Here is a 23,135-nt window from a genome sequence, read left to right as displayed (position 1 = left end):
ATACACCCCTGTATCCTGATTCGCGTGAATCAGGGAACCGCACCCGCAGCCAGGCTGACGCGCAAGGAGAGCCAAGCCGCGACCCGCCAGCGCCTCATCGGCTCCGCGATCGAGCTCTTCGCCCGCGACGGCGTCGCCGCGACCTCACTCAACGCCGTCGCCGAGCACGCGGGGTTCAGCAGGGGCGCCGTCCACGGGAACTTCTCGGGCAAGGACGAACTCGCCGCCGCCGTCACCGAATCGGTCACCGGCGCGCTCGCGCCCGAGCTGCAACGGGTGCTCTCGGCACCCGAGCCCGCCGGGGACCGGCTCGCGGCCTACATCAGGACCTTCCTGGAGTACTGCGCGCAGCAGCCCGAGGCCGCCGCCGCGCTGATCGCGGTGGTCGAGCACGCGGGACGGCAGCAGCCCCGGTACTACAGCGACCGCGCGGCCGCCTCGATCGGCGACCTGGTCGCACTCTTCGAGGAGGGGCAGGAGACCGGCGAAATGCGCGTCTTCGACACGCGCACCATGGCCTTCGCGGTCCGCACGGTCCTCGACGGCGCCGCCCTGCGCCTCACCGCGGACCAGGCGGGCGCCGCCGAACTGGCGGACGAGATCGCGGCCATGTTCATCGCCGCCACCCGAAAGGAGGTCACGGCATGAGCCGCACCTACCGCGCCACGGTCCGCGGCCGCTTCGAAGACCTCACCGACGACCAGCGCCAGCGCCTGCGCGACGACCAGGACGCCCACGGCATGTTCGCGGCGAAGTTCACCCCGGAAGGCACCTTCCTCTACGCGCCTGAACTCATCGGATACGAGTTCCGCTACCTCCTCACCATCGATGAGGAGAGCCCGGAGGACGCCGACATCGCCACCCGCATGGAAGCCGAGGAGGCGGCAGCGACCGCCATCCGCGCCCGCGGATTCCAGGGCCGCATCACCGGCGTGAGTCTGGTCTGCCTTGAGGACGTGAAGATCCGGGGCCGAGGCCGCTCCTGACCTGCGGCCCAACGCGAACAGGGCCGCGGCCGCCCGTCACGACGGTCTTCGGCGCGGCGGCGGTCCCGGCGGGGCGGCAGTTCCAACCGATTCCAACGACGGCTTGGAACCGGTGGTGTCCGATGTGCTCAATGGGAGCGGAACAGTCAGTCTCCCGAACAGGAGCACCATCATGAACGAACTCGTACAACGGCTCAGGCGGCGAACCGGGCGGCTTGTGCTCGCCCTGGTCGCGTCCCTGGTCATGGCCGCCCTGGTGGCGGTCCCGCAGGGGGCGGCAAGCGAGCCCGCGCCGCCCGCGTCGCCTGACGTCGCCGCCGCCGACGTCTTCGACCCGGATCCGTGGCTCGGCGGGTCGAGGGTGCCCGGCTCCAACGTCTACGAAGGCGCCCGCGGCGTGTACGCCCCGAGCTACCTGCCCTCCTGCGAGTGGAGGTACGTCTGTGTTGCCGTCCTGGAGTACCAGGACGATCACGTGAACAAATGGCGGGTGTGGAAGATCTACATCTGCGGGTCGTACTACCTCTACGAGTGGCGCGGGCGCGGCTGGGTCAACAACAACCAGACCGGCGGGGCGGCCCTCGCGCGCTTCGATCAGGACAACGTGTGGCTCTCGCCCAACGCGAACCCCGGCGGCGGCTGGAAAGACATCAACTGGGAGCCGGCCTACTGGTTCGACTCCTGCATCTAGGCGCGTGAGGACTTCATCGCCTTGGCAGGGCCGCGGCCCGCTCGTCACAGCAGGCCACGGCCCCGGGTCCCGCAAGGCCGGAAGGAGGCGGCGGGACCTTGCCGAGCCATCCACCCATGGCTCGGCGGGAAGTCGGGGCGCGGTCCTGGGGAGACTCGCCCCGACTGGTCTAGTCGCTCGGATGGTCGATGAGTTCTTGGCAGCGCAACATGATCGCCGGGCACCAGGGGTCGTTCTGCCAAGTGCGGCTCCACTCGGGGACGGAGTCCGTGTCGTCGGTGAAGCGGCAGCACTCACGCGGGCCCGCGCCGTCTTCGACGTCGAGCAGGTACTCGGTGATGCGCGCGGGATCGGCCGGATGCGAGCCGAGGGAGTAGAGCGTGAACACCGCTGGGCCGCGGTGGAAGTCGCCCAGGTAGCCGTCGATCCCGGGCTTGCCGTCGGAGCGGAGGTTGTACGGCCCTTCATCGGCCGCGGCGAGTCTAGCCATTGCAGAATCGCACTCGGGAGACGTACGCGCGATAGGCGCGCTCCTCGAAGTCGTCGCGCCACTCCTCCGGGTAGGCGCCCCACCCGGAACCCCAACTCGCTTTCAGCTCACCGGAATTGAGCCCGGAGACGACGAGCGCGATCACGCTCCGGTCGCCCGCCTGGTACACGCGCATCGCCTCGGGAGCCATCGCGCTTGAGGCGCATACGTCGAACCGGGTCCCGTCCTTGTCGAAGGACCCCCGTTGCACTTCAGTGGTGTCAGCCATGGGAACTCTCCTCTCACTCCCACACCAGTGAAGACCAACATAGGTGCAGGTCAGCGCCGACTTCCAGTGGCAAATGTCCGGGCGACCATGCCGGGTGGGAATTCAAGTGGAAATTCCGCGAGAGTTGACGCTTGACAGCACAGAGTCACGAACTGGAAGGATGTGCGCATGAGCGCAGGATTCTTGCAACGCGATCTCAGTGATCTGTTGACCCGCTGGCGAATCCGGGCCGGCTTCTCAAGCCGGGAGGCGGCCGCCTACGAGTTCGGGACCACCAAGGACATCATCGGGTCCTACGAGTCCGGAAAGCTCCAGTACATGGAGCCGATGACGGTGGGCTGGCTCCTCGGGAAGTACGGAGCGCCTGAGTATGTGATCGCCGAAGCCGAGGCGAAGGCCAAGCAGATCCGGCAAGGCTCACCGAACACATGGCGGGATAGCGGCCCTCGATGGTTCGAGCGGCTGAGACAGCTTGAGCCGCTGGCTACCTCGATCGACATCTTCGAAGACACCTACATCACGGGTCTATTGCAGACCCGCGCTTACGGCCGGGCGAGCATGGAGGCGAGCGGCCTCTTGACGCACAAACAGATTGAAGCTTCGCTCGATCTCCGGGAGAGCCGCCGGAAGGCTGTTTTGGAGAACACCAACCCGGCCAAACTGCGCGTGATTCAGACGCAGTACTCCCTCGATCTGATCTCAGGAAGCGAGCTTTACGAAGAGCAGCTCCAGCGACTAATTGAGGACAACGAGCGTCCCGGGGTCGAGGTCTACATCCTGCCGACACGAGGTTTCCACCCTTCTACCGATGGGCCGTACACACTCCTGGGTTTCGGAGGAGATCACCAGCATGATGTCGGCTATCACGAAGGGCCGTTCGGTGCGCACTACGAGGCGACCAAGAAGGAAATCGACCGGATGCGTGGCCTATTCTCAGACACGCTCGCAGTGTCCGAGCGGCTGACATGAGTGGAGACCAGCAATGCTGACAACAAACTGGAAGAAATCCTCCCGAAGCAACAGCCAAGGCGGTCAGTGCCTGGAGGCAAGGTGGAAGAAGTCCTCACGCAGCGGCAACCAGGGTGGGGCCTGCGTCGAGGCCCGTGCCCACGAAGGCGTCGTGCAGGTGCGGGACACCAAGCTCGGGGAGTCTTCTCCGATCCTCGGTGCCTCCGCCGCTGACTGGGCCGCCATCCTTGGCGGTCTGAAGCGCTAGCGCAACGGCAGGACCAACGGCCCCCGCGTCACCGGGGGCCGTTCTGCGTTTCCAGGCGCGCGTTGGTCAAGGTGGTGTACCAGGCGCTTTCGGTGAAGTCGGGGCCGGTTTCCTCGCCCAGGTAGAGGTCGATGTGGTGGTCGCCGCCGAGGCCGGGGGTGAACTCGTCCTCGACGGTCCAGTCGGCGGATCGGAGACGCTCGCAGACCTCCGGATCGACATCCTCCGCATCGCCGCAGTCGGCGATCCGCACCTGGGTCCCCTCCGCGAGGACATCCGGGTCGGCCGCCGCGGAGGCGAAGGGGCGCAAGGGGTCCCCGTGCGAGTTGCGCGGGGCGGTGTCGAGCCAGTAGCCCACGTCGTAAGACCAGTTCAGGTACTCGCCCGCATGGTCGCCGCTGGTGATGCGGCCGGTGCCCTCGTCCTCGACGGCCTGGACGAAGTCCTCCGGGTAGGCGCCGAGCGGGTCGTCACCGCCGTCGCATTCGATGGTCGGGCAGCCGGTGACCTCGACCGGAGCGCCGTCGTGGAAGGACTCCACGGCGGTGTAGTAGACCGTCGCCTCCCAACCCGGCTCGGATTCCTCAGCGGTGCAGCCGGACAAGGCGAGCGCGGTCAGGGCGATGGCGATCGAGGGGCGCATGACCGCAGTATGGCTCTCGCCCGCTAGGAGCGGCCCCGCGTCCAGAGGCTCCAGGCTCGGGCGTACGGGCCGTCGGCATTCGCCAGATCCTCGTGGGTGCCCTCCTCCACGATGCGGCCCTTCTCCATGACCACGATGCGGTCGGCGCGGGCGGCCTGATCGAGGCGGTGCGCCACGAGGAGCCCGGCGCGGCCGTCGAGGGCCGCCGCGGAGGCGTGGTCGAGGGCCGCAGAGTCGGCGCTCCCGGCCTCGGAGGTGGCCTCGTCGAGGACTGCGAGCGGCGGATCGAGGAGCACGATGCGCGCCAAGGCGAGCGACTGGGCTTGGGCCGGGGTGAGTTCGGTGCCTCGGTCGCCGATGCCGGTGTCGAGGCCCTCAGGGAGGTTGAGCAGGGACTCGGCGCCCACACTGCGGAGGGCCGCCAGGAGTTCGTCGTCGCTCGCACCCGGCCGGACCAGATCCAGGTTCTCCCGCAGGGTGCCGTCGAAGACGTGGACCTCCTGCGTCACCAGGGCGGCTGTGCCGGAGACGGTCCCGCCCGCCGTGTCGAGCACGCCCGCGATGATCGCCGCCAGCGTGGACTTCCCCGCGCCCGAGGAGCCGACCAGCGCGACCGTCTCCTGCGCGCCGATGCGCAGCGACACGTCGTCCAGGACCGGATGGCCCGCAACGTATTCGAAGCGGATGCCGGAGGCGTCGGCCGCCGCGTCGACGGGCTCGGCGCGCTCCGCGGCCTTGAACTCGTCGGCGTGGATGACGCCGACGATGCGGCGCATCGAGGCCAGCGCGGACTGGAGCTCGTCGACGACGAACATGAGCTCGTTGATGGGCCCGAAGAGCCGCAGGAAGAACAGCATCGCGGTCGTGGCCGCGCCGACGGTTCCCTGGCCTTCGCGCACCAGCAGGAAGCCGACGACGAGGATCGAGCTCATGCCGAGGAACTCGGCGAGGTTGATGCGCGCGAAGAACCCGTTGACGACCGTGCGGGCGCGCACGGACCAGATGCTCACGGCCCAGGAGGCGAGGAGGATCCGCTTGCCGTGTATCCCTGAGAGGTTGAACGCGTGGACGGTCTCGATGCCGCGCAGCGACGCGAGCAGGTGCTGCGCGCGGGTCGCCATGGCGGCGCGCTCGGCCTCGTAGATCTGCGGGGCGTTGCGGCGGTGCCAGCGGAGGGTCGTCACATAGACGGGGATGACCAGGACCAGGGCGCAGACGGCGAAGCGCCAGTCGAGGACGGCGATGCCGACGACGGTGGTGGCGATGGTGAACGCGGAGCCGGTGACGGCCGGGACGACCATCGGCGCGGCCTCGGCGATGACGGCGACGTCGTCGCCGGCGCGGGAGACGAGGTCGCCGGCGCCCGCGCGTTCGAGGGCGGCGCGCGGGAGGGCGAGGCCGCGGGCGACCATGCGCTCGCGGGTGGAGGCGAGGACGCGCTCCACGAGGCGGGTGGCGCCGACCTGGCCGAGGCCGTCGAAGAGGGCCGCGAAGAGGGCTCCGGCGGCGATGGTCGCGGCGAGGAGCCAGATGCGTTCGGCGCCTTGGGATTCGGCGACGGCGTCGACGAGGGCGCCGAGGGCCCAGGGGGTGGCGAGCCCGGCGGCGGCGCCGAGGGTGAGGAGGGCGACGACGCCGACGACCTTGCCCGTGCCGCCCTTGAGGGCGAGGCGGACCTCGGAGCGGACCTGGGCGGCGGTGGCGAGCGGGAGGGTCTCGCGGGTGTCGTCGCTCATGCGGTGGCCTTCGCGTTCAGGTCCACGACGCGGTCGCACACGGCGAGGAGCGCGGGCGCGTCGGTGACGAGGAGGGTCGAGCCGTTGCCGCGGGCGGCGCGGAGGCGCTCGGCGATGCGGGACTCGGTGACCGAGTCGACGGCGGTGGTCGGGTCCTGGAGGACCAGGAGCGGCGGGCGTTGTGCGAGCGCGCGGGCGAGGGCGATGCGCTGGCGTTGGCCGCCGGAGAGGCGCAGGCCGTCCTCGCCGACCTCGGTGTCGAGGCCGTTGGGGGCGGCGTCGATGATCTCGGCGCAGTCGGCGGCGTCGAGGGCGGCGTCCACGGCTTCGCGGTCGGCGGTGAGGAGGCCGACGTTGTCGAGGATCGAGCCGTCGAAGAGGGCCGCGTGGTGCGGGACGACGAGGACGGCGGCGCGGAGCGCTTCGAGGTCGTATTCGGCGAAGGGGCGGCCCTGCCAGGCGACGGCGCCCGCATCGGGTTCGGCGCCGCCGGAGAGGAGCGCGGCGAGGTCGGCGGCGGCCGCGGGGGTCGCGCGCAGGCCGACGCATTCGCCGGGGGCGATGTCGAGGTCGAGGCCGTCGAGGTTGGCGGTGCGGACGCCGGTGAGGCTGAGCTTGCCGTCGCCGGGTTCGGGGCGGGCGTCGCCGTGGGCCGCGTCGTGGTGCGGCAGTTGGAGGATGGAGAGGACGCGCTCGGCGGAGGCGAGGGCGGCGGCCCAGATCGCCCCGGCGTTCGTGGCGAGGCCGCTGAGGGGGCCGATGATGAACTGGGTGAGGCCGACGATGGTGATGAGCTGGCCGACGGTGAGGTCGCCGTTGAGGGCGCGGAGCCCGGCGACGACCGCGAGCCCGGCGACGAACAGGCCGGAGGCGAGGTTCATCGAGCCGGTGTAGACGCCCTGGGAGCCCGCGGCGCGGAGGCTCCCGGCGAGGGCGTCGCGGCTGGCCTTGCGGTACCGGTCGGCGGCGGCGCCCTGGGCGCCGAGGCCGGAGAGGACCCGGTACCCGGCGAGGAGGTCGGCGGCCTTGCCGGAGGCTTCGGCGGCCAGCGCGGACTGGTCGTGGCTGCGGCGGCGCAGGGGGCCGCCCGCGCGGTCCATGATGAGGAGCAGCAGGGGGACGCCGATGAGGACGATGAGGCCGAGCTCCCAGGACAGGACCATGAGCACGGTGCCGGTGAGGAGGACGGCGGCGATCTCGCCGACGGGCCAGGCGGCGATCGAGACGGCGCGGGCGAGGTTGTTGACGTCGGTGGCGGCGATCGAGAGGGAGACGCCGGGGAGTCCGGCGCGTCCCTTGACGCCCTTGGGGTCCAGGAGCCGGTCGGCGACGAGGGTGCGCATGCGGTGCTGGACGGCCTCGATCCCGAGGAGCCCGAGGCGGGACCCGAAGCGGTAGCTGAAGCTCAGCAGCGCGAAGTCGGCGCCGAGGAGCGCGACGCACAGCGCGAGGCGCACGGGGTCGCCGGTGGCGACGGCCTGGTCGATCGCGAAGCCCATGATGACGGGGACGAGGGACTCGCCGACCTGGTGCATGACGAGCAGCATCGCGGCGGGGACCATCTGCCTGGGTGCGGCGGCGATGGCCCGCAGCGTCAGCCGCCTGGGGGTGGTGGCGGCGTCGATGCGGATGGGCCGCACCGGGATCGGGTCGGCGGGGGCCTGGAGCAGGACGGGCAGCCTCATGAGTTCCTGTCTGGGGACGCGGGGGTTCACCGGAATATTAGGCAAACCTAACTTAAGGCGCAAGGTGTCCCCGCCCACGTCCGGCGGCGCGGTCCGTCAGGCCCGTTTGTGGCCGTTGAGGACTGCGGTGGCGCTGCGCAGGAAGGAGGCGGCGACGGCTTCGGGCCGGTCGAGGTATCCGGCGACCATGGCGCCGTCGCGCAGGAGCATGAGGTCGTCGGCCGCCGCTCCCGCGTCGGCGGGGTTCAGGGGCGCGACGAGTTCGGCGAACGTGTTCTTGCACCAGCGGCGGTGCTCGTCGACGGTCTTGCGGACGGCGCTGTCGGGGTCGGGGTACTCGGCGGCGGCGTTGATGAACGGGCAGCCGCGGAAGCCGGGCTCGCAGGTGATGACGGCGAGGGCCTCGGAGACGAGGCGCATGACGGCCTCGGGGTCGCCCTTGCCGTGGGCGACGGCGGCGCCGATGCCGTCGCGCTCGATGGCGGCGCGGCGCTCCAGGTAGGCGACGACGAGGTCGTCCTTGCCCTTGAAGTGCCGGTAGAACGTGACCTTCGTGGTCGCGGCGGCCTCGATGACCTTGTCGACGCTCACCGCCCGCAGGCCGGAGGCGTAGAACAGCTGCATGGCGGCCTCAATCAGGCGTTCGCGCATCGAGGTCTTCACGGTCGCGATCATACGTGTCCTTCCCCTCTTGCACGCCGGGCTGCGCCGTGCGTATGATCCTTCAAGTAGAGTGACTAGTCATTCTACTTCAACTCACCAGGAGGACGCCATGACCGCCGATCTCGAATCCCGACCGCAGCACGCCGCGTCGCTGCGCAACCTGTACTACGTCCGCTTCGCCTTCGCCGCCGTCTGGGCCGGGCTCCTCGTCGCCAGCGGCGCCGAGATCGGGGCGCTGGGCGCCGCGCTGCTCGTCCTCTACCCGCTGTTCGACGTGGCCGCGGCCGTCGTCGACTTCCGGTCCTCGACCGAGAACCGCGTCCTGCTGTACTTCAACATGGGCCTGAGCCTCCTCGCCGCGATCGGTCTCGGCTTCGCCGCCGCCTCCGGCCTCCCGGCCGTGCTCCGCGTGTGGGGCGTCTGGGCGATCACCGCCGGAGTCGTGCAGCTCGTCGTCGCGATCCGCCGCCGCGGGCTCGGCGGCCAGTGGCCGCAGATCCTCAGCGGCGCCATCTCCACGGTCGCCGGCACCGGCTTCATCATCATGTCCGGCGGCGACGCCGCGGCCCTGACCGGCGTCGCCGGGTACGCCACGGTCGGCGGCCTGTTCTTCCTCGCCTCGGCGATCCGCCTGCACCGGGCGCTCAGGTCCGCTTGAGGCGCACCGGAGTACGGGTGGAGTACGGGTTTCGGTGTCATTCGGGGTCGATGCGGGATTCGTAACCTCAAGGGCAGTTCATCCCCGGAGCCGGGGCGGCGCACCGCGCGGGCGGGCCGCCCCGGGACCGGGCCCCCTTGAGAGGAAGAGACGCGCATGGCCGATCGAGACGACCAGACCAACCTGTCCCGGCGCAGGCTCCTGCGGGCCGCGGCGCTCGTGCCCGCCGTGACGATCCCCGCGATCGTCGTCGCCAGCCCCGCCGAGGCCGCCTACAACGGCGAGATCACGCGCTCCAATGTGATGCTGCGGGCTCGCAACTGGTACAACCGTGACATCCCGTACAACGGCGACAGCCGCGCCAGCGACTACGAGGGCAGCCACACCTACCGCCAGGACTGCTCCGGCTTCGTGTCGATGGCGTGGCACTCCCCCACGCCCGGCCACTCGACCCGGACCCTCCCCGACATCTCCCGCGAGAAGCCCTGGGACAACCTCAAGCAGGGCGACATCCTCAACAAGGCCGCGGCCTACCCGAACGGCCACTGCATGCTCTTCGAGAAGTGGCACGCCGAGATCCCCGACGCCATCCGGGCGTACGAACTGACGACCGTCGGCATGGGGATGCGGGCCCACACGTACACGATCGACTGGCTGCGCAGCAACGGCTACGTGCCGCGCCAGTACCACAAGATCGTCGCTGGCTGACCCCGACGGCGGCCGGACCGGGGCCCTGGGCGCCGGTCCGGCCGCGTCAGCGTGCGGCGACGGGCCGCAGGACGGCGCGACGGGCCTCGCGCAACAGCCCGCCGGGGTCGATGCCGAGCTGGTCGGCGAGAGCGCCGCGGATGCGCTCGTAGGCGGCGAGGGCCTCGGTCCGGCGTCCGGCGGCGGCGAGCGCCGCGACGAGTTCGGCGTGCAGCGGCTCGTGGAGTTCGAGGCGCGAGGCGAGGGCGCGCAGTGGCGGGAGGACGGGTTCGCACTCGCCGAGCCGCCTTGCCGCCCTTGAGAGAGCGCACAGGAGGGTGGCGTACTCCTCGATGAGGGCGGCCATGAGCGGGCCGTGGCGCAGCTCGTCCACGTCGGTCTCGCCGCGCCAGAGCCGGGCGGCCGCGGCGAGGAGGTGGAAGGCCCGCTTCGGGTCCGGTTCGGCCGCGGCGCGGGAGGCGAGCGCGCGCAGCTGCGCGAGGTCGAGCACGGCCGGCCCGGCGGTGAGCCGGTAGCCGCCCAGGGTGCCGGAGAGCATGAGCGGGGCGTCGGGGCCGGGTTCGAGGAGTCGCCGCAGCCGTCCGATGTAGGTGGAGAGCAGGTTCGCGGCGGAGTCGGGCCGCCGCTCGCCCCACAGGAGGTCCGCAAGTTCCTCGCGGCCGACCGCCTCACCGGCGGTGAGGGCGAGGCGCAGCAGGAGGACCCGCGGCTTGGCGGCGTTCAGCGGCGCCGGGACGCCGCCGTGCCAGACCGTCAGCGGCCCGAGGACCCCGAGCGCGACGGCCGGTGCGGCCGGGGCCGCGGGCACGGGGGCGAGCACGGGCGGGGTGTGCGCGCCGGCGCGGAGCCGCCGCTCCTCGGGGCCGGTGAGGTCGAGGGCGCGCGCGAGCGCGTGGACCGAGTCGCGGCGGGGGCGGCGGCTGCGGCCCTGTTCGAGGTCGCGGATCGCGGCCAGGCTCACGCCGGACCGGTCGGCGAGCTCGCGCTGCGTGAGGCCGCCGCGCTCGCGGTAGGCCTTGAGGAGTACGCCCGGGGTCAAGGTCGTCACCTGCCTTTTCGATGTGGGGGCATCGAATTCGACGGTAGTCGCGATCCTCTTCCGTGGTGGGCAAGACGCAGGCGGGACACCGGCGGGAACGGCTCAGCGGTTGAGCAGCTGCTCCAGGAGGCCGAGGCGCCAGGCGGCGTCTCGGGCCACCAGGAAGCCCACGATGCCGACGATCCAGCCGGTGGTGGAGGCGGCGTTCTTCGTCATCCAGTCGTTGATCTTGACGAGGAGCGGTTCGACGGCGTTGCGGGCGACGAGGCGGGCCGTCATGAGGACCAGGGCCGGGGCGATCATGACGAGGCAGTACCCGGCCATCGTCGCAGTGGTGGCCGCGCCGCCGATGCCGGCGGTGGTGACGATGCCGATGGCCGCGAGGTACGGGAGCATCGTGGCGACTTCGAGGGTGGCGGCGCCGATGGCGAGGCCGACGAGCGGGAGCGCGCCGGTGCGGGTCTTCACCGCGCCGGGCTCGGACTCGATGCCGAGGGCGCGCTCGCGCCAGCGGGTCATGCGGCCGCCGCCCTCCTTCGACTTCTTGGAGTCGAAGCGGAAGCTGAGGACGACCAGGCCCACGCCGACCGCGAGCTGGACCCACATGGCGGGCCGGGTGTCCAGGAGCGCGCCGAGGTCGTCGATGAAGGTCGTCGCGCCGAGCACGATCGCCATGCCGACCGCGAAGTAGAACACCGCGATCGTCCCCAGGTAGACGAGCATCCGGCCCGCTTTCACGCGGCCGGGCGCGAGGAGCAGCCAGATCGGGATGAGCAGCGTCCCGAAGCTCGTCGAGTCGATGAGGGCGAGGGCGGCGAGTGACGCGGCCATGGCGAGGTCCATGGTGCGAGCGTATGGAGCGCAAGGGGGCCGGGGCGTCGGCCGCGGGATCGATCTTCGGTTCGGGGACTGCGCCTTTGGTGGCAGGACGAACGTGGGACTGGCGATGGATAACGCTTTCCAGTAGGGTGGGGCGGAAAGGCAAGGACGCCGACGAAGGGACCCCTTCCGTGAATGCCCACTCCCCGATCCTCACGGTCAACGACAACGGAGCCTGGTGCTGGTTCCAGGACGAGCGCGCGCTCGTCGACCCGCAGGCGCAGACCCTCGTGGTCGGCTCGATCGCCGCGGCCGAGGGCCCCGGCGGCGCGGGCCGGTCCGGGAACGTCGAGCTCGCGGTGGTCGACCTGCGGGCCGGGACGAGCGAGGTCGTGGTGCTCCACGAGGTCTTCGAGACCGACGACCACGACGTGCCCGCGCTGTGGCGCCGCGCCGACGGCCGCTGGCTCGCCGTCTACACCAAGCACAAGACCGACGACCGCACCCGCTGGCGCGTCAGCGAACCGGGCGACCCGACCCGCTGGGGGCCCGAGCGCGAGTTCGACTGGAGCGCTTACACGGGCGGCGCGGGCGTCACGTACTCGAACCTGCGGTCGATGGGCGGGCGCCTGTACTGCTTCGCGCGGGCCGTCAACGACGACCAGTGCGCGCTGGTCTCCGACGACGACGGCGACACCTGGGCCTACGCGGGCAAGCTGTTCACGCGGCCGAAGGTCGGCTACGTCAACGGCTACACCCGGTACGCCGGCGACGGGAAGCGCATCGACCTGGTCACCACCGACCACCACCCCCGGGACTACGACAACTCGATCTACCACGGCTACTTGGAGAACGGGGCCCTGCACCGCAGCGACGGCACGGTCGTCGACGCCGAGGCCGTCTCCGGTGAGGCGCCGTCGCAAGTGGAACTGACTAAGATCCTCGCGGCCGGGTCGCGGTGGGGCGGGGTGCGGATGTCGCACTGCTGGACCACCGACATCCGGCGCGGCGACGACGGCTCGGTCGCCGCGGTGCTCACCGCCCGCGCGGGCGAGGAGGAGCACCTGGACCGCCACCGGGCCCACCCGGACCTGCGGTTCTTCTACGCGCGCATGGCGCCCGGCGGCGAGTGGACCGTGAACGAGTTCGCGAAGGCCGGGGCCGGGCTCATGCCGCACGAGGAGGACTACACGGGCCTGGCCGCGATCGACCCGTACGACCTCGACTCGGTGTACGTCTCGACCACCGTGGACCCGCGGGACGGGTCGGCGCTGGCGTTCCACGAGATCTTCCACGCCCGCACCGCGGACGGCGGCGCGACGTGGACCTGGACGCCGGTCACCGAGGACTCCGAAGTGGACAACCTGCGTCCGATCGTCGCCCCCGGCGACCCGTCCCGCACGCCGCTGCTGTGGTTCCGCGGCACGATGACCGCCTCGCAGCACTACGACTGCGAGATCGTCCTGCGCGACCTCCCGCGGAGCAGCTAAGCGGCGCTTGGGCTCCCGAGGCCCCGGAAAGAGCGCCGGGGCCTCGGGCCTGCTCACTCCCCTACGGGGTGTGGACGTCGGGCCACGGGTAGGTCGTCACATCGGAGCCGATGTAGAAGCTCGGGTGCGGCGGCTGGTTGTAGGCGGTGTTCTGCCAGGCGATGGCGACGCGGTACTGCACGTCGTGCATGAGCGTGGCGATCCGCAGGTCCGTCTGGTACGGCGTGGCGTAGATCCGCAGCTTGGTGTTGTCGCTGGTGCGCCACACGACCTCTTCGCGCCAGTCGCCGAACAGGTCGGCCGACAGGCCCGGCGTGGCCTTCGTGCCGTTGTTCGAGGCCACGCCCGAGCCCGAGAGCAGCGTCCCGGACGGGTAGTTGGTGATCGAGGTGCCGTCGAGCAGCTCGCGCTCGCCGTCGCCGTCCCACCAGGACAGGAAGTTGATCGAGCCGGGCTTGGACCCGATGTTCTGGCCCGAGGCGTTGAGCAGGCCGTCGACGGCCGACGACCAGTACTCGGCGCCCGCGTTCGAGGCGAGCACGTTCGCGGCCACGCCGCGGCCGTTGTCGCAGCACGCCGGGGTCTGGAACAGGATGGCCCCGTTGCTCCCGTTCAGGCTGGAGGACGGCTGGCTCGTGCTCTCGTGGGGCATGAACACCTCCTGTCCGGCGCGGCTGGGCACGAAGTCGGAGACGTGGAGCGCGTCGCCGTGGCCGAAGCCGGTGCGCCACAGGGCCTGCCCGTTGGAGCCGACCGCCATGGCGCCGTAGACCACGTCCTGGTTGCCGTCGCCGTTCAGGTCGGCGATCGAGAGGCTGTGCGCCCCTTGGCCGGTGTACTGGCTGCCCGCGGAGTTCGAGTCGAAGGTCCAGCGGGTGGTCAGGTCGGTGCCGTTCCAGTCCACGGCCCAGATCACGCTGCGCGTGTAGTAGCCGCGGGCGAAGATCATCGAGGGCGTGGAGCCGTCGAGGTACGCGGTCCCCGCGAGGAAGCGGTCCACGCGGTTGCCGTAGCTGTCGCCCCAGGAGGAGACGGTGCCGCGCGGCGGGTTGTAGTCGATGGTGTCCATCGCGGCGCCGGTCTGGCCGTTGAAGATCGTCAGGTACTCCGGTCCTGAGAGGACGTACCCGGAGGAGTTCCGGTAGTCCGCGCCGGAGGAGCCGATGACCTGGCCGGTGCCGGAGACGGTGGCGTCGGCGGTCTTCATCGCGATCTCGGCGCGGCCGTCCGAGTTGTAGTCGTACACCTGGAACTGCGTGTAGTGCGCGCCGGAGCGGATGTTGCGGCCCAGGTCGATGCGCCACAGCCGGGTGCCGTTGAGCTCGTAGGCGTCGATGATCGTGTTGCCGGTGTACCCGGACTGCGAGTTGTCCTTGGCGTTCGAGGGGTACCACTTGACGACGTACTCGTACTGGCCGTCGCCGTCGAGGTCGCCGACGCTCAAGTCGTTGGCCTCGTAGGTGAACGCCTCGCCGGAGGGCGTGGTGCCGCCGCTGGGCCGCTGGAGCGGGAGGTCGAGGTAGCCCGAGGAGTTGAAGGTGGCCTCGGCGCTGGAGGCCGCGCCCTCGACGCCGTTGACGACCGGGCGCACGGTGTACGTGCCGGAGGTGCTGCTGTCGAGGTAGTTCGTCGCGCCCGTAAGCGGCGAGGAGTTGAGCTTGGCGCCGTCGCGGTAGACGTTGAACGCCACATTGGACGGATCGGTGCCGAGCAGGCGCCACGACACGAGCCCGCCCGAGCCGGAGGGCACGACGGTGACGCCGCGCGTCAGCTCCTCGACCTCGTACTTGCCGTTCTGCTGCGGCGGGGTGCCGCCGTCGGTGACCTCGACGTAGTCGATGTTCGCGAGCCCGGCGGCGGTGGTGGCCGCCAGGCGCACGGTGTTGTTGCCCGCGTTCACGGGGATGGACACGGTCTTGGTGGACCAGGTGGTCCAGGAGCCGGTGGCGGGGAAGGCGCTCGCGGCCTGGATCGTGGCGCCGTTGACGGCGATGTCGGCCGAGCGGGTGTCGGTGGCGCCGTGGGCGTACCGGATCGCGAGGGACACGGTGCCCGCGCTCGGGGCGTTGACGGTGAACTGGGCCGCGGCGCCGACGGCGTTGCTGGTGTTGCAGAATCCGCTGCCGGAGAATCCGGCGTTGTTGGAGTCGATCGTCCCGTCGCACGTCGCGGGAGAGGTCTCTGCTTCATAGCGGACCGTGGCGGCGTCGGCGACGCCCCAGACCGCCGTGGCGGTCGCGGCCGCGAGGGCCGCCGCCGTCAGGACCGACAGGCTGCGCAGCCGCCGGTTTCGGGTTGTACGCATGGTTGCTCCGTGTGTGAGAGAGGAGTCCACCGGGGTGCGGCGGAGCGGCGCACCATGGGCATGCCGGGTCGACACGGTGCGCTTAGATTCACGCATTGAAGTGAATCGATTCAATGCCTTCGGGAAGTATAGTCGGAATCCGCTTTCAAAGGCAATGGAGTGAATCGAAGTTCGTGAATTTCTTGGGGCGGCGGGCTCGTTCAAGCCCGGTTTACACGCCCGCCCGTACGGTCCGGGCATGAGACGAATTGCGGCGATGCTCGCGGCGGCCGTGCTGGCCGCCGGTTGCACGATCGAGGACGACCCGGACACGACCGAGGAGGCCGGCGGCTGCGACCCGGCGCTGGTGAGCGGGCTGGGGCGGTGGGCCGACGCCGGGTTCAGCGGGACCGTGGCGATCACCGGGGAGGGTGTGGAGTGCAGGGCCGCGTTCGGGACCGCCGACGGGACGGCGCCGGTCACCGATGAGACGGTGTTCGCGATCGGGTCGGTGAGCAAGGCGTTCACGGCCGCCGCGGTCCTCGGCCTCGCGCACGACGGGCTCCTGTCGCTCGACGACACGGCCGGGTCGCTGCTGCCGGGCCTGTCGGGCCCGGCCGCCGAGGTCACCGTGGAGCAGCTGCTGCTGCACACGAGCGGCCTCGAAGGCGAGCACGGCCGCGACCACGAGCCGCTCGACCGGGACGCGGCGGTCGCGGCGATCAGCGGCCTCGCGTCGGCGTTCGAGCCGGGGAGCGACTTCCTGTACTCGAACGCCGGGTACTCGCTGCTCGCGCTCATCGTCGACGAGGCGACCGGGAACTACCGGGACCACATGGCGGACAACATGCTCGTGCTCGGCGGGGAGCGGTTCGGCGGGTTCTGGGACGGCGAGCCCGCCGCGCCCGGGCCGCGCGCGGTCGGGCGGGTCGACGGGGCGCCGTCGACCGCGAACGGGGACTTCGCGGGGCCGTTCTGGGCCATGGAGGGCAACGGCGACCTCGCCATGACCGCCGGGGAACTCGCGGACTGGACGCGGGCCCTGTTCGAGGGCGAGGTGATCGATCCCGAAGCGGTGCAGGCGCTGCTGGACACGACGTTCGACAACGGGGACGGCACCGCCGAGATCCCCGGGTGGGTGTCCGTGGGGCCCGAGCTGCTCGGCACGCCCGTGATCACCGCGTCCGGGGGCGGCGGCGACACCGGGCACAACGCGGTCGCCGCCTGGCTGCCCGAGCAGGAAGTGAGCATCGCGGTGGCGTCGAACGGCGAGGACGTCACCGCCGGGGACCTGGTCGACGCGATCGGGCCCGCACTCGCAGCCGGTGAGCCGATCCCGCTGCCGGAGGGGCACGCCGAAGTCGATCCCGAAGAGCTGCAAGCAAGGGAGGGCACCTACGTGCTCGACTCGGGCGGGTCGTACACGGTGACGGCGGGCGAGGACGGCCTGGAGGCGGCCGCGACGGGCGCCGACGCGGTGGCGGCGATGTTCGCCTCCGCGGACTTCACCGCCGAGGACGTCGCGGCCCATGAGGCCCTGGTGGAAGCGCTGCTGGGCGGCGAGACCGAGGCCGGACGCGAGGAGCTGGAGGCCGTCGAGGGCGACATCGGCGCGATCGAGGAGGTCCGCCTCGCCGGCACGGCGGTCGAGCAGGACGAGCTGCGCACCTACGTGGAACTCGTGACGGCCGAGCAGACCGTGCTCGGCTGGTACGCGCTCGACGAGCGCGGCGGGATCGGCGGCGTCTGGCTCGGGGCCGAGCGGCCGGTGTTTACGCTGGTGCCGACCGGTGAAGGCGAGTACCGCCGCGAACTCGCCGGGGTCGGCGACGGCGTGCGGGTCGTCTTCGACGGCGACGCGATGACGGTGACCGGCCCGGCCGGGACCGCCGCGGCCCGGCGCGAGTGAGAGGAGCGGGCGTGCGCATCCTGCTGGTGGAGGACGACCCGGACCTGGGCCCGGTGCTCGCACTGGGCCTGCGGAACGAGGCGTACGCCGTGGACCTCGCGGCCACGGTCGCCGCGGCCGAGGAGCTGCTGTGCGCCAACGACTTCGACGTGGCCTGCCTCGACCTGGGGCTGCCGGACGGCGACGGGCTGGCGCTGCTGCGGCGGCTCGGGTCGGAGGCGCACCTGCGCCGCCCGCGGCGCCTGATCGCACTCACCGCCCGCGACGCCGTGGAGGACCGGGTGGCCGGGCTCGACGCGGGCGCGGACGACTACCTGGTCAAGCCGTTCGAGTTCGCGGAGCTGGCGGCGCGGCTGCGGGCCCTGTCGCGCCGCGCCGACGTCAGGGACGCGGTCCTCGAAGTCGGGGACCTGCGGCTCGACGCCGCCGCCCACCGGGCCTGGCGCGGCGACGCCGAACTCGAACTGACCGCGAGGGAGTTCTCGATGCTGCGGTACTTCATGCACCACCCCGGCGAAGTGCTGTCCACTGAGGACCTGCTTGAGCACGTGTGGGACGCGCAGGCCGACCCGTTCACCGCCTCCGTGCGGGTGATCCTCAGCCGCCTGCGACGCAAGCTCGGCGAGCCGGGTCCGATCAGCACGGTCACCGGCGCGGGCTACCGCCTGGAGGCGCGGTGAACTCGCTGCGGGTCCGCTTGGCGCTCACCGGGTTCCTCGCGATCTACCTCCCGGTGGTCCTGGTCTTCGCGGTCACCTCGATCAACCAGGAGGAGGTGACCGAGACCGGCGCCGACGGCGTGGCGCGCACCATCATGCGCACCGGCGTCGACCCCACGGCGTGGGCGGTGCTCACCGTGGCGCTACTGCTGCCGGTGACCGCCGCGCTCGCGTGGTGGTGGTCGGGCCGGGCGGTGCGCCCGTTCGAGCGGGTGCGGGCCGCGGCCGAGCGGATCGGGGCCTCGGACCTCGCGCTGCGCGTGGGGAGCGCGCAGGGGACGGCCGAGGCGCGGGCGCTCGCGGCCGCGTTCGACGCGATGCTCGACCGGCTGGAGCAGTCGGCCCTGGTGCAGCGCAAGCTCGTCGAGGAGGCCAGCCACGAACTGCGGACGCCGCTCGCGGTGCTCATCACCGGCGCCGACGTGGTCCTGGCGCATCCCGATCCGGACCCCGACCTGTACCGGGAGGGCTTGGAGCGCAGCCGGAACGCGGCGCTGCGGCTGCGCGACGTCGTGGGCGAGCTGCTGGTGGACGCCCGCGGGCGGGCCCGGGTGATCGACCGGCGGCCGGTGGACCTGGCCGCGCTCGCGCGGGAGGTCGCGGCGGAATTCGCGCGGCCGGTCGAGGTGACCAAGGCGGCGAGTGCGGAGGCCGCGGTGGACGGCCCGAGCGTGCGCCGCGCGGTGGCGAACCTCGTCGGGAACGCCGTCCGCCACGCTCCTGAAGGGACCGCGGTGCGGATCGAGGTCGAGGCGGGCCTGGACGCGGTGGCGCTCACCGTGGTCGATGAGGGCCCGGGGATCGCGGCGGCGGACCGGGAGCGCGTGTTCGAGCGGTTCTGGCGCGGCGGCCGGGCCCCGGGGACGGGGCTCGGCCTGCCGATCGCGCGCCAGATCGCGCAGGCGCACGGCGGGGACGTCGCGCTTCTCGACAGCACTGAAGGATGCCGGTTCCGGCTGACGCTGCCGCGCGGGCCCGGGGTGCGGCCGTTAGGGACCGCCGTTGGCCTCGCGCTCCTTCTCCATGTTGGAGATCTGGTTCTCGCCCGCGGCCGTGGAGTTCGCGGTGTACTTCACGGTCTTCATCTTGTCGATGGGGTTCTTCCAGCTGTTCTTCAGCGGGTCCAGGGACTTCGCGAGCGGGGTGTTGGAGAGGCCCCGCAGGTTCTGCGCGCCGTCCATGACCCTGCTGCCGCCGCGCATGAGGCCCGTGGAGGTGCCCTTGAGCATCGTGTCGGTGGCGCCGTCGAGGGCCTTCTTCAGGCCGGTGGACTGAGTGCCGAACTTGCGGAGCGAGGCGACCCAGCGGCCGAGCTTCGACATGAGCTGGCCGAGCTTGCCGACGAGGTTCGCGAAGACCGACACGGCCTTGGAGACGACGCGGGCGACGGCGGCGGCCGCCGTGGCGCCGAAGGTGAACCCGGCGGTGGCGAGCGCGGAGAGGATCCACAGGATCGCCTCGGCGATGAAGTTGGAGATGATCTCCAGGAACATGGTGCGGAAGATCGCGACGAGGACGCCCGCGCCGGTGATGAGGTTCGCCGTCCACTTCGCACCGTCGGCGGTCCCGGCGATGACAGAGCCGAAGGCGGCGGCGCTCTGGCGGTACGCGTCGGCGTCCTGGCCGTCCCAGTCGGCGGTGGACTGGAGCTCGGCGTTCCAGGCTTCGGAGGCGTCGTGGAGGGCCATGGAGATGTTGTTCCAGGTCATCGCCAGGCCCTCGATGGCGTTGGGGTTGCCCGCCAGCCAGTCGAGGGGTTCGCGCAGGAACGAGATGTGCTCGAACAGCCAGGAGACGCCGGCCTGCACGAGGTGCTTGAAGGGGTTGGAGATGAACGAGAGCGCGTCGAGGCCGAGGGAGAACGTCGAGGAGGCGATGTCGCCGACGTCGACCTGGCCCTGGGTGATGGCGTTGCCGTACGCCTGCCCGGCTTTGTAGACGCCGTAGAAGATCTTGGAGCTCTGCGGCATCGAGGTGGGGGTCTCGCCCTCGATGAGGGGGTTCGCGGCGTTCACCGGTCGAGCTCCTTCTGGAGGGCGTCGAAGACCGCGGCGACCTCGTCGTCGACGGTCTGGTACTGCTGGGCGGTGGCCTGGAGGGCCGTGGTGAAGCCGGTGCCGAGGTCGTCGATGGAGTCGAGGGTCTCGGACCCGTCGTCGAGGAACAGGTCCAGGGCGGGCGGGATGAGCTGGGCGAAGACGATGCCGTAGGCGTTCTCGTCGCCGAGGCGCACGGTCTTGGCGGCGTCGGCGGCCTGCACTACGAGGGGCATGGGGCCGTTGACGAGCCGCGACGCGTGGTCGCGCAGCATCTGGGGGTCGACGTGGACCATCTAGGACTCCGTCCGGGGCTGGGTGAAGCCGGTGATGACGCTCATGGCCTCGGAGTCGCCGCCGAGGAGGCCGGACATGATCTCCGCGGTCTTGCGGCCGGACGCTTCGAGGGCCTGGCCGTAGACCTCCAGGACGAGGTCGGCGAGGCCGGTGCCGGAGAGGCCGCGCGCCTGGGGCGAGAAGCGCAGGCCGGTGAGGGTGCCGCCCGCGTTCACGGTGACGGTGACGATCTCGTCCTCGTCGGCCGCGGTGGTCTCGGATTCGGCGAGGAGCGATTCGGCGCGCCCGGCCTGCTCCTGGATGACGGCGACGCGGGACTCCAGCTCCTGCATGATCTCTTCTGGCGTTCGCATTCGTCCTCCTTCCTCGTTGTGCCGTTGGGGCGGATGTCAAGCTAGCCAACGAGAGTGAACCGGAGGTGGCCCCGTGCTGAACGGGTGCGCTCAGTCAGGGCGCACCACGGCCGCAAGGAGTTCGGGGCCGGTGAAGTCGCGGCGGCCCCCGGCCTCGGCGGCGTGGACGAGCGCGGTGAGGCGTTCGTTGACGGGCGCGGCGGCGCCGTGCTCGGCGGCGAGCGCGGCGATCTCGCCGTTGAGGTAGTCGACCTCGGTGGGGCGGCCCGCGGCGAGGTCGTCGGCGGTGGAGGAGCGGGCGTGGGGGTCGACGGCGAGCATCCGGGCGGCGATGCGCGTGAACAGGGCGTCGGGCAGGCCGAGGACGTGGGGGACGAGGCGCGGATCGGCCCCGGCGGTCTTCGCGGGCCTGATCCCGGCGGCCTTGTAGGCGGCGAGGGCCTCGCGCTGGGCGCGGGCGAGGACGCGCCGGTAGGGCCGCTGGGACAGCTCGGTGCGCAGCGGCAGTCCCGAGAGGGCGTTGACGGCGTTGTTGAGGTTGAGGAGGAGCTTCGCGGCCTGGACGCCGAGGAGGTCGTCGTGGAGGGCGAGGGGCATTGCGGCCCTGGCGAAGGCGTCGAGGTGGGGCGCGAGGGCGGGGTGGGCCTGGGCTTCGAGGCCGCCGCCGGTGCCGCGGTGGAAGGCGCCGTCGCCGCGGTGGACCACGTTGAAGGCGACCATGCCCGGGATGACGACCGCCTCGGGGAGTCCACTGCGGAGGGTCGCGGCGTTGCGCAGGCCGTTCTGGAAGGACACGACGGGCGTGCCGGGCCGCAGGAGCGGCGCGAGCTGGGCGGCGGCGTCGGCGGTGGCGGCGGACTTGACGGCGACCAGCACGAGGTCGGCGTCCGCGGCGGCGGCCGGGTCGGTCTCGTAGCGGGGGGCGGGGACTCGTTCGTCGGCCCCGTCGAGGTCGGTGAGGCGCAGGCCGTGGGCGCGGACCTCGGCGGCGATGCGCTCGCGCCCGACGAACACGACGTCCGCCCCGGCGGCGGCGAGCCGCCCGCCGACGTAGCACCCGATGCTCCCGGCCCCGTAGACGCAGATCATCCCCGGATGCTATCGGCGCCGGGCGGTTATTGAGGAGGCGGCCGGAGCCCGGGAGGCATACAGTGGACTGGCCCGTCCCCTCTTCGCCCCTCGGGAGCCCCCATGGCGTGGCTCGACGCCGTCCTTGAAGGCGTGCAATCGATCCTGTCCGATCTCGGCGCCGACGTCGAGCTGCCGGTGCTGCGGTCCCTGTTCTGGCTCCTGGCCGGGATCTTCGCCGCGTACTGGGCGTACCGGGCGATCCGGTGGGCCGTCGACGCGGGGGTCGCGGTCGGCCGGTTCGCGAAAGTCCAGGTGGACCAGAAGTTCTGGCGCGACCCCGGCAAGCTGCGGCTGATCATCGGCGTGCTGCTGTTCGCGGTGGCGTACGGCTTCTACGGCGCCGACCAGTCCCGGCCGCTCGGGCAGGCGCTCGGCGACACCGTGCGCGGGCAGGTCCTCGCGTTCATGCCGCTCGCGATCACCGCGCAGTGGCTCCTGCTGCTGCTGTTCTGGCTGCTGCTGGGCCTCGTCATGGGCGTGCCGTTCCTGAAGCTCGCCAAGCCGATCGGCGACGTCCTCATCGGCACGGTCGTGATCGCCGCCGAGGTGCTGTGCTACACGCTGTGGGTCGCGGCGCTGCGCGACGGGCGGTACGCCGAGTCGTGGGGGTGGCTCGCGGCGTTCGCGGCGATCAACCTCGTCCTCATCGGACTCGCCCAGGCGAGCCCGCGCACGCGCCGCTCCTAGCCCGCGGCGCTCGGCGTCTGGCTGCTGCTCGACGTCCTGCTGATCGTGCTGTTCTCGATCGTCGCCGGGGTCATCGCCGCCGTCCGCGCCGCGATGGACCTGCCGCCCTCGGACCAGGCCGGGATGGTGCGGCTCGCGCTCATCGCCATGACCGTGGTGTTCCTGATGCTGTGCTTCGCGTTCCGGTCGACCTACCTCAACGAGGTCGAGGTCCCCGAGTCGCTGCTGTACTTCATCGACTTCAGCCTGGCCCTCGCCGCCGGGATCGTGGCGGTCGCCGGGGTCCAGCAGTCGCCGGTCACGCTCGGGCCGGTCCCCGCGTGGGTCGTCGCCGTCGGGCCGCCCCTGATCGTGGCCGGGATGCTGTTCACGGTGCGGCTGCGGCGCCTGCGCGAGTCGACGCCCAGGTGGACGGCGGTCCTCGTCGTCGCGATCGGCGCCGCGTTCCTGGTCCTGCCCGCCACGATCCTCATCAGCAGGGCGCTCGCCCCGCTGCTCCCCCAACCGGACCTGCCGTTCCTGTAAGCGGGGCTCATGCACCGTTTCGACCCGCGTTCGACATCCGCCGTTCAAGATGGGGTCATGGGATGACACCCCGCGAGGAGTGGAATCTCCGGGTGCCATACT

The 23,135-nt window shown here is 71.5% G+C and carries 25 protein-coding genes and 1 pseudogene; 13 read left to right on the top strand and 13 right to left on the bottom strand.

Translation table 11 applies throughout. From position 1 onward, the window contains the following. Positions 1–24 precede the first annotated feature (24 nt). The 3 genes from B0I28_RS27075 to B0I28_RS04085 all read left to right on the top strand — a co-directional run bounded on the left by B0I28_RS27075 (position 25) and on the right by B0I28_RS04085 (position 1,677). Complete coding sequence (locus tag B0I28_RS27075) at positions 25–648, top strand: TetR/AcrR family transcriptional regulator (protein WP_181245627.1); 624 nt, start codon at positions 25–27, stop codon at positions 646–648. Beyond that, positions 645–986: a DUF6204 family protein gene (locus B0I28_RS04090; RefSeq protein ID WP_106362498.1), complete on the top strand. Its 342-nt coding sequence runs from the start codon at positions 645–647 to the stop codon at positions 984–986. The genes B0I28_RS27075 and B0I28_RS04090 overlap by 4 nt, the downstream gene beginning before the upstream one ends. Before the next feature lie 172 nt (positions 987–1,158). Further along, positions 1,159–1,677 (top strand): hypothetical protein, encoded by a 519-nt coding sequence (locus B0I28_RS04085; RefSeq protein ID WP_146147959.1) that lies wholly within the window; start codon positions 1,159–1,161, stop codon positions 1,675–1,677. A gap of 169 nt (positions 1,678–1,846) precedes the next feature. On the opposite strand, the gene B0I28_RS04080 is transcribed toward B0I28_RS04085, so the two are convergent. Both B0I28_RS04080 and B0I28_RS04075 read right to left on the bottom strand, forming a co-directional pair. Further along, complete coding sequence (locus tag B0I28_RS04080) at positions 1,847–2,167, bottom strand: hypothetical protein (protein ID WP_106362496.1); 321 nt, start codon at positions 2,165–2,167, stop codon at positions 1,847–1,849. Continuing rightward, a complete protein-coding gene (locus B0I28_RS04075) occupies positions 2,160–2,435 on the bottom strand; it encodes a hypothetical protein (protein ID WP_106362495.1) in 276 nt (91 codons plus the stop codon). Before B0I28_RS04075 ends, B0I28_RS04080 begins: the two co-directional genes overlap by 8 nt. A 168-nt stretch (positions 2,436–2,603) precedes the next feature. Between B0I28_RS04075 and B0I28_RS04070 the strand changes: the two genes are divergently transcribed. Then, positions 2,604–3,404 (top strand): DUF5753 domain-containing protein, encoded by an 801-nt coding sequence (locus tag B0I28_RS04070; RefSeq protein ID WP_106362494.1) that lies wholly within the window; start codon positions 2,604–2,606, stop codon positions 3,402–3,404. A 13-nt stretch (positions 3,405–3,417) separates the two neighbouring features. Beyond that, positions 3,418–3,651 (top strand): DUF397 domain-containing protein, encoded by a 234-nt coding sequence (locus B0I28_RS04065; RefSeq protein ID WP_106362493.1) that lies wholly within the window; start codon positions 3,418–3,420, stop codon positions 3,649–3,651. Between the two features lie 28 nt (positions 3,652–3,679). Here the strand turns inward: B0I28_RS04065 and B0I28_RS04060 are convergent, their stop codons facing one another. From B0I28_RS04060 to B0I28_RS04045, 4 genes are all read right to left on the bottom strand, one after another. Then, positions 3,680–4,294, bottom strand: a complete 615-nt coding sequence (locus tag B0I28_RS04060; RefSeq protein WP_106362492.1) for an RlpA-like double-psi beta-barrel domain-containing protein — start codon at positions 4,292–4,294, stop codon at positions 3,680–3,682. A gap of 23 nt (positions 4,295–4,317) precedes the next feature. Then, a complete protein-coding gene (locus B0I28_RS04055; protein WP_106362491.1) occupies positions 4,318–6,030 on the bottom strand; it encodes an ABC transporter ATP-binding protein in 1,713 nt (570 codons plus the stop codon). Next, a complete protein-coding gene (locus B0I28_RS04050) occupies positions 6,027–7,715 on the bottom strand; it encodes an ABC transporter ATP-binding protein (RefSeq protein WP_106362490.1) in 1,689 nt (562 codons plus the stop codon). Before B0I28_RS04050 ends, B0I28_RS04055 begins: the two co-directional genes overlap by 4 nt. Before the next feature lie 96 nt (positions 7,716–7,811). After that, positions 7,812–8,390, bottom strand: a complete 579-nt coding sequence (locus B0I28_RS04045) for a TetR/AcrR family transcriptional regulator (RefSeq protein ID WP_106362489.1) — start codon at positions 8,388–8,390, stop codon at positions 7,812–7,814. A gap of 97 nt (positions 8,391–8,487) precedes the next feature. Between B0I28_RS04045 and B0I28_RS04040 the strand changes: the two genes are divergently transcribed. Continuing rightward, entirely contained in the window at positions 8,488–9,036 is a 549-nt protein-coding gene (locus tag B0I28_RS04040) for a hypothetical protein (protein WP_106362488.1), read from the top strand. A gap of 156 nt (positions 9,037–9,192) precedes the next feature. Further along, on the top strand, positions 9,193–9,744 hold the full coding sequence (locus B0I28_RS04035; RefSeq protein ID WP_106362487.1) for a hypothetical protein: 552 nt from the start codon (positions 9,193–9,195) through the stop codon (positions 9,742–9,744). 46 nt (positions 9,745–9,790) lie between these two features. On the opposite strand, the gene B0I28_RS04030 is transcribed toward B0I28_RS04035, so the two are convergent. Then, positions 9,791–10,792, bottom strand: coding sequence for a BTAD domain-containing putative transcriptional regulator (locus B0I28_RS04030; protein WP_106362486.1), 1,002 nt, complete (start codon positions 10,790–10,792; stop codon positions 9,791–9,793). A gap of 93 nt (positions 10,793–10,885) precedes the next feature. Then, positions 10,886–11,626 (bottom strand): GAP family protein, encoded by a 741-nt coding sequence (locus B0I28_RS04025; RefSeq protein WP_106362485.1) that lies wholly within the window; start codon positions 11,624–11,626, stop codon positions 10,886–10,888. A gap of 167 nt (positions 11,627–11,793) precedes the next feature. Between B0I28_RS04025 and B0I28_RS04020 the strand changes: the two genes are divergently transcribed. Further along, complete coding sequence (locus tag B0I28_RS04020) at positions 11,794–13,092, top strand: BNR-4 repeat-containing protein (protein ID WP_219926532.1); 1,299 nt, start codon at positions 11,794–11,796, stop codon at positions 13,090–13,092. A 61-nt stretch (positions 13,093–13,153) separates the two neighbouring features. Here B0I28_RS04020 and B0I28_RS04015 read toward each other — a convergent pair whose 3' ends face one another. After that, complete coding sequence (locus tag B0I28_RS04015) at positions 13,154–15,397, bottom strand: rhamnogalacturonan lyase family protein (protein ID WP_106362483.1); 2,244 nt, start codon at positions 15,395–15,397, stop codon at positions 13,154–13,156. Positions 15,398–15,635: 238 nt separating this feature from the next. Between B0I28_RS04015 and B0I28_RS04010 the strand changes: the two genes are divergently transcribed. From B0I28_RS04010 to B0I28_RS28590, 3 genes and pseudogenes are all read left to right on the top strand, one after another. Beyond that, the gene (locus B0I28_RS04010; protein ID WP_106362482.1) at positions 15,636–17,285 is read left to right on the top strand and encodes a serine hydrolase domain-containing protein; all 1,650 of its coding nucleotides are present in this window, start codon (positions 15,636–15,638) and stop codon (positions 17,283–17,285) included. An 11-nt stretch (positions 17,286–17,296) separates the two neighbouring features. After that, the gene (locus tag B0I28_RS04005; protein WP_106362481.1) at positions 17,297–17,965 is read left to right on the top strand and encodes a winged helix-turn-helix domain-containing protein; all 669 of its coding nucleotides are present in this window, start codon (positions 17,297–17,299) and stop codon (positions 17,963–17,965) included. Between the two features lie 134 nt (positions 17,966–18,099). Next, positions 18,100–18,915: pseudogene (locus tag B0I28_RS28590) on the top strand (sensor histidine kinase); the annotation flags it as partial. A gap of 78 nt (positions 18,916–18,993) precedes the next feature. Here the strand turns inward: B0I28_RS28590 and B0I28_RS03995 are convergent. The 4 genes from B0I28_RS03995 to B0I28_RS03980 all read right to left on the bottom strand — a co-directional run bounded on the left by B0I28_RS03995 (position 18,994) and on the right by B0I28_RS03980 (position 21,779). Next, complete coding sequence (locus B0I28_RS03995) at positions 18,994–20,019, bottom strand: WXG100-like domain-containing protein (RefSeq protein WP_106362480.1); 1,026 nt, start codon at positions 20,017–20,019, stop codon at positions 18,994–18,996. Continuing rightward, complete coding sequence (locus tag B0I28_RS03990) at positions 20,016–20,336, bottom strand: type VII secretion target (protein ID WP_106362479.1); 321 nt, start codon at positions 20,334–20,336, stop codon at positions 20,016–20,018. Before B0I28_RS03990 ends, B0I28_RS03995 begins: the two co-directional genes overlap by 4 nt. After that, complete coding sequence (locus tag B0I28_RS03985; protein ID WP_106362478.1) at positions 20,337–20,690, bottom strand: YbaB/EbfC family nucleoid-associated protein; 354 nt, start codon at positions 20,688–20,690, stop codon at positions 20,337–20,339. Between the two features lie 90 nt (positions 20,691–20,780). Further along, positions 20,781–21,779 (bottom strand): 2-dehydropantoate 2-reductase, encoded by a 999-nt coding sequence (locus B0I28_RS03980; RefSeq protein ID WP_106362477.1) that lies wholly within the window; start codon positions 21,777–21,779, stop codon positions 20,781–20,783. A 102-nt stretch (positions 21,780–21,881) separates the two neighbouring features. Between B0I28_RS03980 and B0I28_RS03975 the strand changes: the two genes are divergently transcribed. Together B0I28_RS03975 and B0I28_RS03970 are read left to right on the top strand one after the other, a co-directional pair. Beyond that, entirely contained in the window at positions 21,882–22,508 is a 627-nt protein-coding gene (locus B0I28_RS03975; protein ID WP_106362476.1) for a hypothetical protein, read from the top strand. Between the two features lie 45 nt (positions 22,509–22,553). Next, positions 22,554–23,033, top strand: coding sequence for a hypothetical protein (locus tag B0I28_RS03970; protein ID WP_106362475.1), 480 nt, complete (start codon positions 22,554–22,556; stop codon positions 23,031–23,033). Positions 23,034–23,135 lie beyond the last annotated feature (102 nt).

Origin of the sequence: Glycomyces artemisiae, assembly GCF_003002955.1 — a bacterium.
GTDB classification, from domain to species: Bacteria; Actinomycetota; Actinomycetes; order Mycobacteriales; family Micromonosporaceae; genus Glycomyces; species Glycomyces artemisiae.
The sequence above is the reverse complement of the archived record's forward strand: the minus strand, read 5'-3'. Positions and strand labels throughout refer to the sequence as shown.